Annotated in this window: 14 protein-coding genes and 2 pseudogenes; 5 read left to right on the top strand and 11 right to left on the bottom strand. The window is 67.8% G+C overall.

What is annotated here, in order from left to right:
- Window positions 1-40: 40 nt before the first annotated feature.
- Window positions 41-706, top strand: a complete 666-nt coding sequence (locus ACT53N_RS14275; protein ID WP_476064511.1) for an arylesterase — start codon at window positions 41-43, stop codon at window positions 704-706.
- Between the two features lie 145 nt (window positions 707-851).
- On the opposite strand, the gene ACT53N_RS14270 is transcribed toward ACT53N_RS14275, so the two are convergent.
- From ACT53N_RS14270 to ACT53N_RS14220, 11 genes and pseudogenes are all read right to left on the bottom strand, one after another.
- A complete protein-coding gene (locus ACT53N_RS14270; protein ID WP_476064510.1) occupies window positions 852-3,932 on the bottom strand; it encodes an efflux RND transporter permease subunit in 3,081 nt (1,026 codons plus the stop codon).
- An 11-nt stretch (window positions 3,933-3,943) separates the two neighbouring features.
- Window positions 3,944-5,014 (bottom strand): efflux RND transporter periplasmic adaptor subunit, encoded by a 1,071-nt coding sequence (locus ACT53N_RS14265; RefSeq protein ID WP_476064509.1) that lies wholly within the window; start codon window positions 5,012-5,014, stop codon window positions 3,944-3,946.
- Window positions 5,015-5,169: 155 nt separating this feature from the next.
- On the bottom strand, window positions 5,170-5,802 hold the full coding sequence (locus tag ACT53N_RS14260) for a glutathione S-transferase family protein (RefSeq protein WP_476064508.1): 633 nt from the start codon (window positions 5,800-5,802) through the stop codon (window positions 5,170-5,172).
- A 167-nt stretch (window positions 5,803-5,969) separates the two neighbouring features.
- Window positions 5,970-7,142, bottom strand: a complete 1,173-nt coding sequence (locus ACT53N_RS14255) for an acetyl-CoA C-acetyltransferase (protein ID WP_476064507.1) — start codon at window positions 7,140-7,142, stop codon at window positions 5,970-5,972.
- A 44-nt stretch (window positions 7,143-7,186) separates the two neighbouring features.
- Window positions 7,187-7,636 (bottom strand): hypothetical protein, encoded by a 450-nt coding sequence (locus tag ACT53N_RS14250; protein ID WP_476064506.1) that lies wholly within the window; start codon window positions 7,634-7,636, stop codon window positions 7,187-7,189.
- Window positions 7,637-7,706: 70 nt separating this feature from the next.
- Complete coding sequence (locus ACT53N_RS14245) at window positions 7,707-8,051, bottom strand: hypothetical protein (protein ID WP_476064505.1); 345 nt, start codon at window positions 8,049-8,051, stop codon at window positions 7,707-7,709.
- A gap of 179 nt (window positions 8,052-8,230) precedes the next feature.
- Entirely contained in the window at window positions 8,231-8,593 is a 363-nt protein-coding gene (locus ACT53N_RS14240) for a hypothetical protein (RefSeq protein WP_476064504.1), read from the bottom strand.
- 184 nt (window positions 8,594-8,777) lie between these two features.
- A pseudogene (locus ACT53N_RS14235) lies at window positions 8,778-8,831 on the bottom strand (hypothetical protein); the annotation flags it as partial.
- A gap of 212 nt (window positions 8,832-9,043) precedes the next feature.
- The gene (locus tag ACT53N_RS14230; RefSeq protein WP_476064503.1) at window positions 9,044-9,772 is read right to left on the bottom strand and encodes a FadR/GntR family transcriptional regulator; all 729 of its coding nucleotides are present in this window, start codon (window positions 9,770-9,772) and stop codon (window positions 9,044-9,046) included.
- Window positions 9,773-9,934: 162 nt separating this feature from the next.
- Complete coding sequence (locus ACT53N_RS14225) at window positions 9,935-10,543, bottom strand: 2-dehydro-3-deoxy-6-phosphogalactonate aldolase (protein WP_476064502.1); 609 nt, start codon at window positions 10,541-10,543, stop codon at window positions 9,935-9,937.
- Window positions 10,540-11,460 carry a 2-dehydro-3-deoxygalactonokinase gene (locus tag ACT53N_RS14220; RefSeq protein ID WP_476064501.1) on the bottom strand — a complete coding sequence of 307 codons (921 nt, stop codon included), beginning with the start codon at window positions 11,458-11,460 and terminating at the stop codon, window positions 10,540-10,542. The genes ACT53N_RS14225 and ACT53N_RS14220 overlap by 4 nt, the downstream gene beginning before the upstream one ends.
- 337 nt (window positions 11,461-11,797) lie before the next feature.
- Here ACT53N_RS14220 and ACT53N_RS14215 point away from each other — a divergent pair, with 337 nt between their 5' ends.
- The 4 genes and pseudogenes from ACT53N_RS14215 to ACT53N_RS14200 all read left to right on the top strand — a co-directional run bounded on the left by ACT53N_RS14215 (window position 11,798) and on the right by ACT53N_RS14200 (window position 18,344).
- Window positions 11,798-14,758 (top strand): TonB-dependent receptor, encoded by a 2,961-nt coding sequence (locus ACT53N_RS14215; RefSeq protein ID WP_476064500.1) that lies wholly within the window; start codon window positions 11,798-11,800, stop codon window positions 14,756-14,758.
- A 3-nt stretch (window positions 14,759-14,761) separates the two neighbouring features.
- Window positions 14,762-14,882, top strand: a pseudogene (locus tag ACT53N_RS14210) (hypothetical protein); the annotation flags it as partial.
- Window positions 14,883-14,895: 13 nt separating this feature from the next.
- Window positions 14,896-16,407 carry a tryptophan halogenase family protein gene (locus ACT53N_RS14205; RefSeq protein ID WP_476064499.1) on the top strand — a complete coding sequence of 504 codons (1,512 nt, stop codon included), beginning with the start codon at window positions 14,896-14,898 and terminating at the stop codon, window positions 16,405-16,407.
- Window positions 16,408-16,703: 296 nt separating this feature from the next.
- Complete coding sequence (locus tag ACT53N_RS14200; protein ID WP_476064498.1) at window positions 16,704-18,344, top strand: GH35 family beta-galactosidase; 1,641 nt, start codon at window positions 16,704-16,706, stop codon at window positions 18,342-18,344.
- Window positions 18,345-18,355 lie beyond the last annotated feature (11 nt).

Below are 18,355 nucleotides of genomic sequence, written 5' to 3'. Positions count from 1 at the left end.
GCCATGATTATGTTCTGAAGGAGAACGATACGGTTTGCCCATGGTGATGTCCCTGCCTTTATCCGCTCCTGATCGCCGACGCGTCCTGGCGGCGCTTCTCGCCCTGTCCGCGCCGGGGACGGCGGTGGCCGCTGCGCGCAAGCCCAAGGCTCCGCCCCCTGCGCCCGTGGTGACGGTGCTGGGCGACTCGATCACCGCAGGCCTGGGGCTCGCGACCGACCGGGCGCTGCCGGCCCGCCTGCAGTCGGCGTTGGAACAGAGAGGGGCCCGTGTAGAGGTCCGTGGGCTGGGGGTTCTGGGCGACACGACGGGCGGCGGCCTGGCCCGCGTGGATCGCATACCCCCCGAGACCCGTGTCTGCGTCGTGGCGCTGGGCGGCAACGACCTGCTGCAGGGCGTCGACCCGTCCAGGGCCAAGGCTAATCTGCGGGCGATCATCCAGCACCTGAAGTCGCGCGGCGTGCGGGTGGTGCTGGCCGGGGTCCGGGCGCCGGCCTTGCTGGGCGCGGCCTATGCGCGGCGCTTCAATGCGATCTTTCCGGATCTGGCCCGCGAGCAGGGCGTGTTCTATGCGCCTGACTTCTTCACCGGCGTGATCGGGGTGTCGCGCTACATGCAGCGCGACGGCATCCATCCGAACGCGGACGGCGCCCGCGTCATCGCCGAGCGCCTGGCGCCGGTCGTGGCCCAGGCGCTGCGGGGGTGATAGCAAATCTCCGATCTCCCCGGCGAATGCCGGGGCCCAGCTTCATTCGGTGAGTTGGATGTGAAAACGCCCTCCGCCGAGAGCCAGCGAAGGGCGTTAGTGGGTTCGATCTGGGCCCCGGTATTCGCCGGGGAGGTCGGATCTTCTACTCCACGATCGGCTTCTTGGCCGCCACGTGGTGCTGGCCGCCGAAGATGCGGGCCATCAGCCGCTCGGCGCGGACCTTCAGACCGTCCATCAGCACGAACACCACCGGGATGTAGAGCAGCGACAGCAGGGTGGAGGTGATCAGGCCGCCGATCACCGCGATGGCCATCGGGGCGCGGAACTCGACCTCGGCGCCGAGGCCGATGGCGGTGGGCAGCATGCCCGCGCCCATGGCCACGGTGGTCATCAGGATCGGGCGGGCGCGCTTGTGGGCGGCGTCGATGATCGCCGTCCGCTTGTCCATGCCCTGTTCCTTCATCGCCATGATCGCGTACTCGACCAGCAGGATCGAGTTCTTGGCCGCGATGCCCATCAGCATCAGGATGCCGATCAGGGTCGAGATCGAGAAGCTGGACTTGGCCAGAACCAGCAGGCCGAACGCGCCGCCGATGGCCAGCGGCAGGGCCACCATGATCGTCACGGGATGGGCGAAGCTGCGGAACAGCAGCACCAGCACGACGTACATCAAGAGGATGCCGGTGATCAGCGCGCCCAGGAAGCCGGTGACCATCTCCTGGATGAACTCGGCGTCGCCGGCGGCCACTTCCGTAACCCCGGGCGGCAGGTTCTTGACCGAGGCCAGGGCTTTGACGCGGTTATTGGCCTCGCCCGCCACGATGCCGTCGAGCTCGGCGGTGATGGTGGCGACGCGGGCGCGGTCCTGGCGCTTGATCTGCGAGGGACCCGCGCCAAAGCGCACGTCGGCCACCGCGTTAAGCGGCACCGGGCCGTTGGGCGAGGGCACCTTCAGGGTCTGCAGCACGGCGATGTCGGCGCGGGCGCTGTCGTCCAGGCGCAGGCGGATCGGCACCTGGCGGTCGCCCAGATTGTACTTGGGCAGGTTCTGGTCGACGTCGCCGATGGTGGCCACGCGCACGGCCTGGGAGATAGCGCCGGCCGTGACGCCGGCGCGGGCGGCTTGGTCGGGCCGGGGCGTGACGACGATCTCGGGGCGGGCGATGGCGGCGGTGTTGACCACGTGGGCCAGGCCCGGGACCGAGCGCATCTCGGCCTCGACCTTGCGGGCCGCCGCCTCCAGCGCCGGGCCGTTGTCGCTGACCAGGCTCAGCGTATAGACGCCGCCGTTCGACGGTCCGCCGCCGCTGTTGCCGCCGGCCCCGATCCGCGCGCCGGGAATGGCGGCGAACTGGTCGACCATCTGGCGGCTGAACACCTTCTGGCTGATCCGCTCACCCTTGTCGGTCAGGTCGGCGGTGACGCTGGCCGTGTTGACGGCGTTGTTCGACCCGATAGCCGCATAGACGCTGACGACCTCCTTGCGGGCGCGCAGATCGCGGGTGACGCGCTGCACGATGGCGTCGGTCTCATCCAGCGTGGCGCCGGGCGGCAGCTCGATCGAGAACTCGGCCCGGCCGCGATCGACCTGCGGCTGGAACTCGAACGGCAAGAGGGTGGCCAGGTAGATCGACAGGCCGAACATCGGCACGCCCATCCACAGGACTTTCCAGCGATTGTTCAGGCCCCAGTCCAGACTCTTGAGGTAGGGGCCCATCCACGGCGGGTCCTTGTCCTCATGCTTGGCGTCGGCCTTGAGCATGTAGGCGCCCATCAGCGGCGTCAGCAGGCGGGCGACCACCAGTGAGAACAGCACCGAGACACAGGCCGCCAGGGCGAAGGCCTGGAAGAACTTGCCGATGATGCCGGGCATGAAGCCCACCGGCGCGAACACCGCCACGATGGTGAAGGTGGTGGCCACCACGGCCAGGCCGATCTCGTCAGCCGCCTCCATCGCCGCCGCATAGGGGCTTTTGCCGCCGCGCATGTGGCGGACGATGTTCTCGATCTCGACGATCGCGTCGTCCACCAGGATGCCGACGGTCAGCGACAGGGCCAGCAGGGTGATGCCGTTCAGCGACTGGCCCATCGGGGCCATGACCGCAAAGGTCGGGAACAGCGACATCGGAATGGCGACCGCCGCCACCAGGGTGGCGCGCCAGTCGCGCAGGAACAGCAGCACCACCAGCACGGCCAGGATCGCGCCGACGATCAGGGCCTCCATCGAGGCGATATAGCTCTCCTCGATGTATTTTACGCTCGAGGTGATTTCCTTGATCTCGAGCTCGGGACGCGCCGCGTCGAGCTTCTCGATCGCCTTGCGGACCTTCTGGGCGGTCTGCACCTCGGACGCGCCGCGGCCGCGGACCATGTTGAAGGTCACGACCTCCTGACCGTCGAAGCGCGCGCGCGAGCGGGGCTCGGCCCAGTGGTCGGTGATCGTGCCCAGATCCGCCAGGCGCACCGTGCCGCCCGACGACAGGGGCACGCGGGTCTCGCGCAGTTGTTCGATCGAGCCGGCCGCGCCCAGGGTGCGGATGGCGCGCTCGGAGCCCGACACCGTCACTCGGCCGCCGGGCAGGTCGGCGTTGGACGAGACCAGCGCCTGGCTGACGGCGGCGGCGGTGACGCCGCGCGCGGCCAGGCGGTCTGGATCCAGGGCGACCTCGATCTCGCGATCGACGCCCCCCTGGCGATTGACCTGCCGCACGCCCTTGATGGCCAGCAGGGTGCGGCTGACCGCGTTGTCGACGAACCAGCTTCGCTGCTCGGGCGTCATGGTGGGCGCCTTGACCACATAGGTGATCAGGCCGCCGCCGGTGACGTCGATCCGGTTGACGATCGGCTCCTGCATGTCCTGGGGCAGGGCGCCCCGCAGGTTGGACATGGCGTTGCGGACGTCGTTGGTGACCTGTTCGTGGTCCACCCCCAGCTCGAACTCGATGAAGGTGGTCGAGGCGCCGTCGACGATGGTGGAGTTGATATGGCGCACCTGGCCGAGGCCCGCGATCGAATCCTCGATCAGGCGGGTGACCTGGGTTTCCAGTTCGCTGGGCGCGGCGCCGGGGCGCACGGCCGTGACGACGACGAACGGGAAATCGACGTCGGGCTGGTTGTTGATCCGCATGCTGCGGAACCCCGCCAGACCCGCGATGGTCAGCAGCAGGAACAGCAGGATGACGGGGATCGGGTTCTTGATCGACCAGGAGGAGATGTTGCGCATCGGGCCCGTCCTCAGCGGGCGGTCGTGGCGGGCGGAAGCGTCTTCTCGCCGCTGACGCGGACCAGATCGCCTTCGCCCAGGAAGCCTGCGCCCTCGACCACCACGCGCTCGCCGGCGGTCAGGCCGGCGGCGGCGATGCGGTCGCGGGTCGTGGCCAGGATGGTGATGCGGCGGAAATGAACCTTCCTGGCCACGTCGACCACGAACACACCGGGCCGGTTCTCGCGGTAGAGCACCGACTCGCTGGGCACGACCAGGGCCGGCTGGTCGCCGGCGTCGATCGTGGCGCGGGCGAACATGCCCGGGCGGAAGCCGCCCATGGCGCTCAGCGAGATGCGCGCCGTGCCCAGACGGCTGGTGGGATTGACCTCTGAAGTGACCAGACGCACCCTGCCGGTCATCTCGCCGACCTTGTCGGAATAGACGCGCGCAGGCATGCCGGCCTTGACGGCGGCCAGGTCGGTCTCAGGGATCTCAGCGTCCAGCTCCAGGCGGCTGTCGCGGACGATGCGGAACAGTTCCGAGCCGGCGCTGACGATCTGGCCCTTGGTGACGCTGCGACGGCTGATCAGGCCGCTGACCGGGGCGCGGATCGCTGTCTGGGCCACCCGCGCGGCGGTCTCGCCCCGGCCCGCTTCGGCGGCGGCGAGGTTGGCGGCGGCGGTGGCCTGCCGGGTGGTGGCGGTGTCGAGGCCGGCTTGCGACAGATAGCCCTTTGCCTGCAGCTCCCGGGCTCGGTTCAGCACGGCGTTGGCTTCGGCCAGCGTCGCCTTGGCGCTGGCGACCGCGGCCTCCTGCTGGCGCAGTTGGGCGCTGATCAGGGTGTCGTTCAGCTTGACCAGAACCTGGCCGGCCTGGACGACCTGGCCTTCCTCAGCGTTGACCGAGAGGGCGGTGAGGCCGCCGGTCTCGGCGCCGACCGGCACCTCTTCCCAGGGCGAGATCGTGCCTGTGGCATTGATCTCGCGGGCGATCGGCTGGCTGGCGACGACGATGACGCTGACGGTGGCCGAGGCCGACGGCGCGGACTTCGGAGCCTTAGCCTTCTTGTCTCCGCAGCCGGCCAGAGCGATTGCGCTCACGCCCAGAACCAACACCAGCCCGCTCAAACGGGGGCGACGCCCGTTGATCCCGTGCAACACGACCATATCCCCAGCCCAAGTTGGAAGCCCGGGGGCCTTCTAGCCGACAATGCCCGTGGCGCTCAGTTAATTTGCCGTAAGACGATAAAGCTGGGCTACAGGCTGGGCAAAGCGTCCTGCTGAGCGGCCTGGGCGCGCAGGAAGGCGGGACGCTCTCGCATCCGCGCCCAGTAGGCGGCGACGGCCGGCGGGAAGTCACCGTCGAGCTTAAGCGACTGGGCAAGCAACAGCGCGTAGGCCACCGAGATGTCGGCGCCGGTGAAGCGGTCTGCGGCCACGAAGGCCGAGCGTTCCAGGATCGCCTCAAGCCCCCGCAGTCGCGCCAGGAACCAGCGGGCGTAGTCGCTGGCGACCTGCGGCTGGCGGCGCTCTTCAGGCTCCAGCCGCGTGTAGCGCAGCACCAGGGTCTGCGGGAAGGTCAGGGTGGCTTCACCGAACAGCAGGCCGTTCAAATAGGCGCCGTAGCCGGGCTCTTCGGGCCGCACCGACAGACGCCCGCCGCCGCGGCGCATCGACAGGTACTCGATCATCGCCGACGACTCGGTCATCCGCGTGTCGCCGTCGACCAGCAGCGGGATCGTGCCCAGCGGGTTTTCGTCCAGATACTCCCGGGCCAGAAATCGCGGCGGAAAGGGCAGGAGTTTCAGGTCATAAGGCAGATCCAGCTCCTCCAGCGCCCAGAGCGGGCGGAAGGAGCGTGCGTCACGACAGTGCCAGAGGGTGATCATGGGGGCTTCTCCAGCTTCGAAATCCCGACCTTCCCGGCGAATGCCGGGATCCAGATTCATCCGGAGCGGCTGGGGTGGTCGCGACAAGCGATCCTGCCCCGCCCGCTATGCTCTGGACGCGATCTGGACCCCGGCATTCGCCGGGGAGGTCGGATGGATTTGAGACCTTAAAGCCGCTCGACGATCGTCACGTTCGCCAGGCCGCCGCCTTCGCACATGGTCTGCAGGCCATAGCGCGCGCCGCGGTCCTTCAGGGCGTGGACCAGCGTCGTCATCAGCTTGGCGCCCGAACCGCCCAGCGGGTGACCCAAGGCGATGGCGCCGCCGTTGACGTTCAGCTTGTCCGGATCGCCGCCGGTGACCTGCAGCCAGGCGGTCGGCACCGAGGCGAAGGCTTCGTTGACCTCGTAGAGATCGATGTCGTCGATCTTCATGCCGGCCCGTTCCAGCGCCTTCTGGGTGGCGGGGATTGGGGCCTCCAGCATGATCACCGGGTCATGGCCGATGACGGTCATGTGGTGGATGCGGGCCAGGGGCTGGACGCCCAGGGCCTTGAGGCCGCGTTCGTTGACGATCATCACGCCGGCCGCGCCGTCACAGATCTGGCTGGAGGTGGCGGCGGTGAGGCGACCGTCCTCGCTCAGCAGCTTCACGCCGCCGATCGACTCCATGGTGGCGTCCCAGCGGATGCCCTCGTCGGCGTCGTGGGTCTCGACCGAACCGTCGGCCAGGGTCACCTGGATCGGCACGATCTCGGCGGCGAATTTGCCGCCCTTGGTGGCGGCCATGGCGCGCTGGTGGCTGGTCAGGGCGAAGGCGTCCAGTTGCTCGCGCGACAGGTCGTACTTCTTGGCCAGCATCTCGGCGCCGGCGAACTGGCTGAAGTTGATCCCCGGATAGCGCTCTTCCATGCGCGGGCTCTTGTAGGTCCCGAAGCCGTTCTTGTAGGGCAGGGCCGAGGACAGGCCCATCGGCACGCGGCTCATGCTCTCGACGCCGGCGGCGATGACGATGTCCATCGCGCCCGACATCACGGTGGCGGCGGCGAAGTGGATCGACTGCTGCGACGAGCCGCACTGGCGGTCGACCGAGGTGGCCGGCACGCTCTCGGGCAGCTTGGAGGCCAGCACCGCGTTGCGGGCGATGTTGATGGCCTGCTCGCCCACCTGGCCCACGCAGCCCATGATCACGTCGTCGATCAGGGCCGGATCGGCGCCGCTGCGGTCGACCAGGGCGTTCAGCACCTCGCCCGCCAGATCGGCCGGATGCCAGCCGCTGACCCGTCCGCCCTTGCGTCCCCCGGCCGTGCGCGCGGCCGCCACGATATAGGCTTCGCCCATCAGTTCCTCCTCTTGGTTGGCGGGAGGAAAACAGGCGCAGACGGCTATGTCAGCCGTGACGCGGCGTCACGCGTTGGCGGCTGGCCAGGCCGCTTCTGGCCGACCGCGCCGAGGAAAAGCGCCAGCATCGTCAGGTAGCTGAACAGGCCGCTGGCGATGAAGCCGGCGCGGCTCCAGATGCGCGGATCGGCGAGCATCGCCAGGGCCAGGACCACCGACAGTCCGTGAAATGCGCAGGCCCACATCGGCCACCAGCGGTTCGATCTCAGCGCGATGACGAGCAGCACCAGGAATAGCGCGATGTCGATCGCCATGATCATAGCCTGGGGACCCAGACGCTGATCGGCGTTGTGCAGCACCGTGCTGGCGATCCAGGCGATGATCATCGCCACGGCGGCGGTCCGCTCGGGCCAACGTCCGCGCCAGAGGGCGACGGCGGTCGCCAGCAGAAGAGCCAGGAGGTTGGCCCATTGGTAGAGCGCGCCAAAGATCATCGCCGGCAGGTTGAACCCTGCGGCCGGAATTGCAACTCCCCTCCGATCGCCTTGGAGGGCGTTGACGGGTTCAGGCCGCGTCGACCACGGTCAGACGACCGGATGTGGGCGGCTTAGGTTTCTCGCCGCCGGTGCCGAAGGCGATGGCGCCCAGGCCGATGTCGCGCTGGGCGATCGACAGCTGCTTGTGCGTGGCGACGATGTTCTGGCGGGCCAAGGCCAGGGCCTGCATCGTTTCGATCGCGCCCATCAGCGCCTCCTGGCCGACCATGGCCGACAGGTTGGCGGACTGGCGGCTGGCCGGCATCAGGCCCGCCAGGGCGGCGGTCTGGGTGATGGCCGCGTCGATGGCCTTTTCTGCGGCGAACAGGGCTTCGGCGACCGTCTCAGCCGCCAGACGACGTTCCTTGAGCATGCGTGGTCTCCTCACGCCGATCGGTGCGGCGCGTTGCAACGGTTCATGGGGGGAGTTGGGCTCCTGGGGGGGCTAGGAGAACAAACCTTCGAGTGCGTGGAGCCCTGCCAGGATCGAACCAAACGCCAAGGCGGTCACGATCATCACGGTCGCGATGAAGGCCAGTCGCAGAGGAAGGCTCAGGTGGTTTGGCCGTCCGGTTCCAAGTCCGAGCAGGACAAGTCCGGCGGAAACGTCTCGTCCATCACCGCGCTGGCGATGCAAAGAATCTCCCGCATCACCAACTCGCTGGGCTTGAACGTGGCGTGCTTGCGGGTGGCCGAGACCAGGTCGTGAACCATCGCCGCGCCAGTCGCCGTCGCCGCCAGGCTGGATAGCTGGCGCTCCAGTTCGCTCCAGGTGATGGGCGGCAGAAGATCCGCCGAGTTCAGCCGTGGCCAATCCTGGTGGAAGCTGGCTACCTCCCGTCGCAGATGGGTCGCCTTGCCAATGGCGTCCTTCTGATAGGGGGTCAGTTCCGAATGCGGGGTCGACGCGTTCACGGGTGTCTCCTTCCTCAACGCCCCGAGCAGAGCGTGCGGAAGTCTCCTCGCCTAGCCGCGCCGGGTCGGACCCCGACGCGATCGGAGGGGGGGGAGGCCCCTGATGGGTTCGGTCGAACACGCGCCGCGCCGCGTCATAACGGTCGAGCGCGCCGAGGCGCCGGCGGGCCTTGTCCAGGTGCCAGTCCACGGTGTGCTTGGAGAGGCCAAGCTCGCGCGCGATTTCCTTGGAGCTCATGTGGCGATCAACGAGGCGAAGGCATTCGCGCTCACGCTCTGTGAGGCGATGGAGGCCCTCGGCCTGATCCGAAAGGATGTGCTCGCCCTTAGCCATCGTGAGAACTTTATGCGAACGGCCCACTTCGGCAAGGCGCCGCAACATTAAACCTTGGCTTTAGAACCTTTTGGCGATCGCTTTGTGCGCGCTTCAAGCGCTGCCGGCGCCCGGCTCTAAGCTTCTCGGCGCGCCGCTTCGCTTTCGGTGGAGGGGGAGGCGGCCCTGATAAGCTCCAGAACATCGACAATGATCTGGCGCATCACCGCCGCAGCGCGCTCGGCGTCCCGCGCCGCAATGGCGTTGTAGACGTCCTCGTGCGACGGGATCGAGGCCGTGCGGCCCTTGATGCGGTTGGTGAAGCGGATCGAGATGCGCAGGGCGGTGTTCACCAGCTCGTGCAGCTCGCGATAGAACGGGTTCTTGGTCGCGTTCAGGATCGCGATGTGGAAGGCGATGTCGGCCGACAGCGGGTCGTCCTCGCCCTCGGCGGCGGCCTTCATCCGGCGCAGGCCCTTGCGGATCTCCTCCAGCCCCGCCTCGTCGGCGTGCCGGGCGGCCAGGGCGGCGGCGGTCGGCTCGATGCCCATCCGCATTTCGGTGAAGTCGGCCAGCAGGCGCAGCGAGAACTTGCGCTCCAGCAGCCAGCGCAGAACATCGGGATCGAGCATGTTCCACTCGGCCTCGGGCTCGACGACGGTGCCGTGCCGGGGACGGGCGCTGAGCAGGCCCTTGGCGGTGAGCATCTTCACCGCCTCGCGCGTCACCGTGCGGCTGGCGCCGAACTGTTTGGACAGCTCTCCCTCGGTGGGAAAGCCGCCATTGGCGTACTCGCCGGTCACGATGGCCTGTCCGAGCTGCTCGACCAGGCCATAGGTCAAACTCAGGCCGGGCTGAGTGCGCATCTACGGCTCTTCTTTCCTGCGACGGCGAGGCGAAAGGGCGCTCGCCGCTGTGTACCTTGGTTTGCTCCGTCCGCAACGGGACGGTTGGGATGAATACAGCCGCGACCGTGGCGTTCGGCAAGCATGTTCGGCCCCATGGGCGGCTCTCCCCATGAAAACACCTCAAGCATGCCAGGCGGCCACCAGACGCGCGGCGCGCTCAGCCACATCGGCGGCGTCGTCGCCCGGACGATAGAGCTCGCCGCCGACGCCGATCCCGTCGACGCCCACCGCGCGCCAAGCATCGAGATTCCCCGCGCCGACCCCGCCCACGGCGTATACGGCCACGTCGCGCGGCAGGACGTCCTTGATCGCCTTGAGGTGCCCGGGCCCGAAGGTTCCGGCCGGGAACAGCTTCAGGGCGCGGGCCCCGGCCCGGATGGCGGCGAACGCCTCGGTGGGCGTGGCGAAGCCCGGCATGACCGTCAGGCCCAGGGCCACCGCATGGGCGATCACGGCGGGATCGGTGTTCGGGGTCACGATCAGCTTGCCGCCCGCCTGGGCCACCGCCTCGACCGCATCCGTCGTCAGCACGGTGCCCGCGCCGCACAGGGCCTGGTCGCCGAAGGCGTCGCACAGCCGGCGGATGCTCTCCAGCGGATCGGGCGAGTTGAGCGGGACCTCGATCGCGCCGACGCCCGCGCCGACCAGGGCGGCGGCGATCTCGACCACCTCGTCGGGGCGCACCCCGCGCAGGATGGCGACGATGGGGGGCAGGGGCGATGCGCTCATGTCGAGGCGTCCTGGTGTCGGGTGATCGTCGAAAGGCCAGCTAGAACGGCGGCGTCGCCGTCGACGACCGACGCCTTGACCCCGGCGGCGGCCAGGGCCTCGACATAGAGTGTCGCAAGGCCGCCGTCGCCGATCACGGTCGCGGCGGGCATAGGGCCGAACCAGTCCCGGGCGGCGGCGACGTCGGCGCCGATCAGCAGGCCCGACAGGAAGCCCATGGCGTCGGCGGGCGACATCGCCTCCACAAGCTGGCGGGCGCGGGTTTCGAACATCAGGTGGGTCAGGCGATGCGCGCCGTGCTCGGCGATGCGGGAGAGGCCTCGCGCAAAGCCCGAGGTCGAGCCTTCGGCCAGGCTTCCGCCGCCCGCGCCCAGCGTGGAGTGGGCCTTGAGCAGGGCGAAGGTCTCGCCGATCGGCGCGGTCAGGAAGGTGGCGATCCGGCCGTCCTCGACCACCACCCACTTGTTGTGCGTGCCCGGCAGCACCAGCAGGTGGCGGCCCGACCGCAGGCCTGCGTCCAGGGACAGGGCGCCGAACACTTGCGTCTCCTCACCGCGCATCACGTCGGGTCCGCCCAGCGGGTTGACGCAGGACAGGCCCGGAACGATCCGCACCGGCAAGCCCTCGACCTCGAAGGCGACGGTGCGGGCGGCGACTTCGGCCGCTGTGGCGGGGCAGGGCGCGTAGGGAGCCTCGATCCACCCCATCCGGGATCCGACCATGCCGCACAGGATGGCGTGAGCGGGCCGCGCCTCGCGCCAGTCGCCCACCAGTTCCAGAAAGGTCTTCTCCGGGCTGTCGGTCAGCGCCGTCACGCCGGGGCCATCGCGGCGATGGATCACGCTCTTGCCCTGGCGCAGCCAGAGGCGCAGGCGCGAGCCGCCCCAGTCTCCGACGATCACGATGTTCTGGTCCATCAGGCCGATTCCAGTCTCACGGCCCAACCAAAAGCGCCAAGCGGGAAGTCCGTCGGCGCTCGTTTATAATATAATATTGAGGCCAGCAATCGGAGCCGCTGCTGGAGTGAGCGGCCCTGAAGAACTTCCCATCACTCCAAAGCGACCGGTGTCACCACCCGGACGTGGCAAAAACGACGCGGAACGGCCCCCGAAATGATAGCGCTATCAAATTCGGCTTGAAGGTATCAATTATACGATTATAGCTTGCCCGCATCGAGCAGCGGCGCAGGGCCGCGCGCCACCGGTCACCCAAGAACGGACCGGGGCGGCTCCTGACAGGGGGAAGGGAACGGCCATGCAGCGCCTTGATTCGACACATCGGAAACTCATGCTGACCGGCGCGTCCGCGCTGGTGCTGTGCCTCGCCGCGCCGACTGCGGTGTTCGCGCAGCAGAAGGCGCAGGACGACACATCGGTCGAGGCGGTGGTCGTGACCGGCCAACGGGCGGCCATCCAGTCGGCCCAGAAGATCAAGCAGAACGCCTCGGAAATCATCGACGGCATCAGCGCCGACGACATCGGCAAGCTGCCCGACCGCTCGGTCACCGAGGCGCTGCAGCGCGTCGTCGGCGTCACGATCGACCACACCATGTCGCGCGGCGATCCCGAGCACTTCTCGGTCGAGGGCTCGGGCGTCAACATCCGCGGCCTGACCTATGTCCGTTCGGAGCTGAACGGCCGTGACAGCTTCACCGCCAACGGCGGCCGGGCGCTGTCGTTCGAGGACGTGCCGCCCGAGCTGATGGCCGGCGTCGACATCTACAAGAACCCCTCGGCCGAGCAGATCGAAGGCGCCATCGGCGGCCTGGTGAACCTGCGCACCCAGATGCCGTTCAACTTCCCGGGCCTGAAGGTCGGAGCCTCGGCCTCGCTGGGCTATGGCGAGCTGTCGAAGGGCAAGGCCAAGCCGTCGGGCTCGCTGCTCCTGTCCAACCGCTGGGACACCAGCATGGGCCAGTTCGGCGCTCTGTTCGACGTGGCCTATTCGGAGAGCCACACCCGCACCGACGCGATCCAGCAGGAAGCCTATTTCCCGCACCTGCCCTCGACGCAGGATGCCACCAACACCTGGAACACCACCGGCAAGACCGTTTGGCTGCCCAACGGCCTGCAGTGGCGCACGCTGGACTTCGACCGCCGCCGCCTGGGCCTCTACGGCGCCCTGCAGTGGAAGCCGAACGACAAGTTCCAGACCAGCCTCACGGGCTTCCGCAGCGATTACAAGATGGACTGGGGCGAGTTCGCGATCTTCTCCCAGATCGGCAACCCCGGGAACGTCGTCGTCACTAACGGCAAGTATGACGACAAGGGCGTCCTGACCTCGGGCGTGCTGTCGGATCCGGCGGACGGCGGCATGCCGTTCAACGACGACGTCCGCACCGCCACCCGCAAGTCGGTTACCACCGACTTCGCCTGGTCGGCGCAGTTCACGCCCGACGACAAGCTGACCATCAAGACCGACGTGCAATATGTGCGCGGCACGACCAAGGGCTTCGACTCGACGGTCGCCACCGGCCTCTTGATCCCGTCGCAGACCATCGACCTGACCGGCTCGCTGCCGACCATCGGGGTCGACCAAGCCTTCATGACGAACCCCAACAACTACTACTGGGCGTTCACCATGGACCACTTCGACGAAAGCGTCGGCAAGGAGTGGGCCTGGCGGGGCGACGTCGAATACGCCTTTGACAGCGACGTGCTGAAGTCGCTGCGCTTTGGCGCCCGCTACACCGACCGCTCGGCGCTGAACAAGAACACGCCCTACAACTGGCAGGCCGTCAGCCAGACCTGGATGCTGGGCTGGTACATGAACAGCCTGGCCTCGGTGGGGACCTACAAGGCGCCGACCACAACCTACAACTTCCCGAACTTCTTCAACGGCGGCGCGTCGCTGCCGTCGGCGGTGGTGTTCCCGGCTCTCGAGCTGGCGACGGGCTGGCCGGCCAGCTACCAGACGCTGCACAAGTTCCGCGCCCAGAACAGCATCTACGACCAGGGCTACACCTGGTCGCCGGCGACCTTCGGGCCGGGCGCGATCAACGAGCAGTCGGAAAACACCTACACCGGCTACGCCATGCTGCGCTTCGGCTGGGACCAAGCGAAGTATCCGGTCGACGGCAATATCGGCGTCCGCGTGGTGAAGACCCGCTCGGAGGCGATCGGCTCGTTCGTCGGCGCGGCCACCCCGGCGGTGGATCCCAGCATCCCGGCCGGCAAGATCCCGATCTTCACGGCCACTACGACTGAGGGCACGTACCACAACGACTACACCAACGTTCTGCCTAGCCTGAACCTGCGCGTGAAGTTCACCGACACGCTGCAGGCCCGCTTTGCGGCGGCCAAGGCGATCGCGCGTCCGGACTATAGCCAGTTGCAGGCCTATACGACTCTGAGCGTCGGCATCAGCGGCTCAGGTCCCAACGCCGTGGCCGACCTGACGGGCAACGGCTCGGGCAACCCGTACCTGAAGCCGACCCAGTCGAACCAGTATGACGCCACGTTGGAGTGGTACTTCGCCCCCACCGGCTCACTCACGGCTGCGGTCTTCTACAAGGACCTCAAGGACGTCGTGACCAACGCCCTCTACAACGTGCCCTATGCGGCCACGAACGGGACGGTCTACCAGTTCGCCACGACGGCCCCGGTCAACGGCGCCAAGGGCACGGCCAAGGGCTTCGAGATCGCCTACAGCCAGTTCTTCGACTTCCTGCCGGGTTGGCTGAGCGGCTTCGGCGTGCAGGCCAACTACACCTATGTCGACAGCGACCAGACGCTGTACGGCAACCCGCAGAACGCCACGACCAGCCAGCTGACGACCTACGTGCAGAACACGTTCGGCGTCGATACGGACGGCTCGACGTTCAGCACCCTGCCGCTGACCTACCTGTCGAAGAACAGCTACAATCTCGCCCTGATGTACGAGAAGGGTAAGGTCTCGGCGCGCCTGGCGTACAACTGGCGCTCCAAGTACCTGCAGGCGGTGAACGTCAACGGCACCAATGGCGGCAACGGCTTCAACAAGGCCACCAACGGTTATGACCAACGTTGGGCCCTGCCGACCTGGGCGGATGACTACGGCCAGCTGGACGGATCGCTGTTCTACAAGGTCACCCCCAAGATCACCCTGGGGGTCGAGGCCCAGAACCTGACCGACAGCACCTACAAGCAGCTGATGCAGCAGAACATCGGCATGAAGGGCCGCGCCTGGTTCGTCACCGGCCGTCGCTTCAACGCCCAGATCCGCTACACGTTCTAACCCTTGTCATCCCGGACGCGCTTGCGCGATCCGGGACCCAGGGGCGGCGCGCACGGCGTTCCTTCACCCCTGGGTCCCGGCTCTGCCCCCGGCTCAAGGCCGGGGTCCGGCCGGGATGACACGTCAGGCGGTCGAGAATGAACGACAGGCGCTTGCGCAAGGTGGTGATCGTCGGCGGCGGCACGGCCGGCTGGATGACGGCGGCCGCGCTGGCGCGTTTGCTTGAGCATCAGCCCGCCTCGGTCGAGCTGGTCGAGTCCGAAGCCATCGGCACGGTGGGGGTGGGGGAGGCGACGATCCCGCCGATCCGCAACTTCAACGCCGTGCTCGGCATCGACGAGATCGACTTCATCAAGGCCACCCAGGCGACGTTCAAGCTGGGCATCGCCTTCGAAGACTGGCGGGTTCCGGGCTCGCGCTGGTTCCACGGCTTTGGCGACTACGGTCCGAATATCGACGGACTTTCGCCGCACCATCACTGGCGGCGGCTGCGGGCGGCGGGCGATCCGGCCAGCCACGAGGCCTATTCTCTGACCACCCAGATGGCCGCGCTGAACCGCTTTCGGCCCCCGGTTCCCGATCCCCGCTCGGTCTATTCGAACTATGCCTACGCCTTCCAGTTCGACGCCGGTCTCTACGCCCGCTACCTGCGCGGCTACGTAGAGGCGCGGGGCGTCACGCGCACCGAGGGCAAGGTCGCCAAGGTCGACCTGCGCGGCGCCGACGGCTTCGTCGAGGCGGTGGTGCTGGAGGACGGTCGCCGTATCGAGGGCGATCTCTTTATCGACTGCTCGGGCTTCCGGGGGTTGCTGATCGAGGAGGCGCTCAAGACCGGTTATGAGGACTGGTCGCACTGGCTGCCGGTCAACCGGGCCCTGGCGGTTCCGTGCGCGCGGGTCGGGGACCTGACGCCCTATACGACCGCCAGCGCCGACGCGGCCGGCTGGCGCTGGCGCATTCCGCTGCAGCATCGCACCGGCAACGGCTATGTGTTCTGCGACGCCTTCATCTCCGAGGACGAGGCGGCGACGACCCTGCTCACGAAGCTGGACGGCAAGGCGCTGGATGCGCCCCGCCCCCTGCGCTTTGTCACCGGCCGCCGGCGCAAGATCTGGAACCGCAACGTCGTGGCGGTCGGGCTGTCCTCGGGCTTCATCGAGCCGCTGGAAAGCACCAGCATCCACCTGATCCAGAACGCCATCGGCCGCCTGATCGAGTACTTCCCTGACCGCGATTTCGACCCCCGGCGTTCGGAGGCGTTCAACGCCGTCAGCGCCGCCGAGATCGAGCACATCCGCGACTTCATCGTGCTGCACTATGTGACCGCCCAGCGTGACGACACGCCGTTCTGGCGACACGTCCGCAGCATCGATCCGCCGGACGCCCTGAAGGAGCAGCTGCAGCGGTTCCGGCGCACGGGCGAGGCGCTGCTAAAGACGCAGGACTCTTTTCTCGAGCCCAGCTGGCTGGCGATCTATCTGGGACAGGACATCGTGCCTGAGGCGCATGATCCGCGCGCCGATGCGATCCCGCTGGCCGAGCTGTCGGACGGCATGCGTCGGCGTCGTGAAGCCGTGCGACAGGCCGCCGAGGCGCTGCCGACCCATGCGGCCTTCATCGACCGCTTCTGCAAGGCGCCACCGCTCTGAACTGGCGTGACAACGCTATCAAATCCGCTTGCTGGTATGAATTATATGATTATAGTTTGTCTTGCCGCACCGGGGCCATTTACCGGTTCGGCGGCGCGAGGAAGGGCTCACCGGCCTTCGCGCGCCTCGCGCGGCGCCTCTCCCCGAGGCCGCGCGATGTCCTGACCCGCGCATCGTCACCTGCGACGGTGCGCGGATTTTTTTGACTGGTGACGAAACCCGGACTTGCCGACGCGTCAGAGCCCGGCGATCGTCCATCAAGAGCTGGTAGCGCTACCAAGTAGAGCGCGCCGTGAGTGGAGGAGGCGATGGGGATTTCACGCTTCGCGACAGCCGTCGCGCTGAGCCTTTTCCTGGCGGGCGGCGCGGTCGCCGCCGACGCCGAGCGGCCGATGCCCAAGCTGGTCAGCAAGGACGGCCGCCACGCCCTTCTGGTGGACGGCGCGCCCTTCCTGATGCTGGGCGCCCAGGTCAACAATTCCAGCGCCTGGCCCTCGCAGATGCCCAAGGTCTGGCCTGTGATCGAGAAGATCGGCGCCAACACCGTCCAGGTGCCGATCGCCTGGGAGCAGATCGAGCCGGTCGAGGGCCAGTTCGACTTCTCCTATCTCGACCTGCTGCTCGCCCAGGCCCGCGAGCGCAAGGTGCGGCTGGTGCTGCTGTGGTTCGGCACGTGGAAGAACTCCTCGCCGTCCTATGCGCCTGAGTGGGTCAAGCTGGACGACAAGCGCTTCCCGCGCCTCAAGAAGGAGACCGGCGAGCGCTCGTATTCGATGTCGCCGCTGGCCAAGTCGACGCTCGACGCCGACCGCAAGGCGTTTGTCGCCCTGATGACTCATCTGAAGGCTAAGGACGCGGCGCAGAAGACCGTGATCATGGTCCAGGTGGAGAACGAGACCGGCACCTATGGCTCGGTGCGCGACTTTGGCCCGGCCGCCCAGAAGGTGTTCGACGCGCCGGCGCCGGCGGCCCTGGTCAAGGCGCTCGGCGCCAAGCCCGGAACCTGGTCCCAGGCCTTCGGCAAGGACGCCGACGAGTTCTTCCACGCCTGGCACATCGGCCGCTTCGTCGACCAGGTCGCGGCCGCTGGCAAGGCCGTCTATCCGCTGCCGATGTACGTCAACGCCGCCCTGCGCGACCCGATCAGGCCGGGCGATCCGAAGAGCTATTCAGCGGGCGGGCCGACCGACAACGTCATCGGTGTGTGGCAGGCCGCCGCGCCCTCGATCGACCTGATCGCGCCCGACATCTACATGAAGGAATCGGTCAAGTACGACGCGGTGCTGGGGCACTATGCGCGTCCCAATAACGCCCTGTTCGTCGCCGAGACCGGCAATGATCCGGCCTATGCCCGCTATGTGTTCTCGACCCTGGGCAAGCAGGGGATCGGCTGGTCGCCGTTCGGCATGGACGACACCGGCTACGCCAACTATCCGCTGGGCGCGGCCAAGGTGGACGCCGCGACGATCGAGGCCTTCGCCGCCAACTATCGCCTGTTGGCGCCGATGGCCCGCGAGTGGGCCAGGCTGTCCTTCGAGGGCAAGGTCTGGGGCGGCGCGGAGCCTGACGATCGCTCCGCGCAAACCACGACCATGGGCGACTGGACCGTCAGCCTGCGTTACGGCAAGTGGCAGTTCGGCGCCTCGGACTGGACGTGGCTGAAGGACCGCCCGCCCGGACCGCAAGGCCCCGAGGGCGGCGGTCTCGTCGCCCAGCTCTCGCCCAACGAGTTCCTGGTCACCGGCCGCCATGTCCGCGTCGAGTTCGGCCGCGCCAAGAACGACGGCAAGCCGATGCTGATGGCGCGCGTCGAGGAAGGCCATTTCGAGAACGGCCAGTGGGTCTTTGACCGCCTCTGGAACGGCGACCAGACCGACTACGGCCTCAACTTCACCGGCGGCTCGCAGATCCTGCGGGTCAAGCTCGCCACCTACTGACGGGAACAGCC

It is taken from the genome of Caulobacter sp. DMC95, assembly GCF_056313785.1.
Note: the sequence above shows the minus strand (reverse complement) of the source record. Positions and strands in the feature narration are given on the sequence as shown.

Excerpts from the sequence above, each read along its gene's own strand:
- ACT53N_RS14275 (WP_476064511.1), top strand. The coding sequence starts at position 41 with ATGGTGATGTCCCTGCCTTTATCCGCTCCTGATCGCCGACGCGTCCTG.
- ACT53N_RS14250 (WP_476064506.1), bottom strand. The coding sequence starts at position 7,636 with ATGATCTTTGGCGCGCTCTACCAATGGGCCAACCTCCTGGCTCTTCTG.
- ACT53N_RS14245 (WP_476064505.1), bottom strand. The coding sequence starts at position 8,051 with ATGCTCAAGGAACGTCGTCTGGCGGCTGAGACGGTCGCCGAAGCCCTG.
- ACT53N_RS14270 (WP_476064510.1), bottom strand. The coding sequence starts at position 3,932 with ATGCGCAACATCTCCTCCTGGTCGATCAAGAACCCGATCCCCGTCATC.
- ACT53N_RS14230 (WP_476064503.1), bottom strand. The coding sequence starts at position 9,772 with ATGCGCACTCAGCCCGGCCTGAGTTTGACCTATGGCCTGGTCGAGCAG.
- ACT53N_RS14225 (WP_476064502.1), bottom strand. The coding sequence starts at position 10,543 with ATGAGCGCATCGCCCCTGCCCCCCATCGTCGCCATCCTGCGCGGGGTG.
- ACT53N_RS14220 (WP_476064501.1), bottom strand. The coding sequence starts at position 11,460 with ATGGACCAGAACATCGTGATCGTCGGAGACTGGGGCGGCTCGCGCCTG.
- ACT53N_RS14215 (WP_476064500.1), top strand. The coding sequence starts at position 11,798 with ATGCAGCGCCTTGATTCGACACATCGGAAACTCATGCTGACCGGCGCG.
- ACT53N_RS14260 (WP_476064508.1), bottom strand. The coding sequence starts at position 5,802 with ATGATCACCCTCTGGCACTGTCGTGACGCACGCTCCTTCCGCCCGCTC.
- ACT53N_RS14255 (WP_476064507.1), bottom strand. The coding sequence starts at position 7,142 with ATGGGCGAAGCCTATATCGTGGCGGCCGCGCGCACGGCCGGGGGACGC.
- ACT53N_RS14205 (WP_476064499.1), top strand. The coding sequence starts at position 14,896 with ATGAACGACAGGCGCTTGCGCAAGGTGGTGATCGTCGGCGGCGGCACG.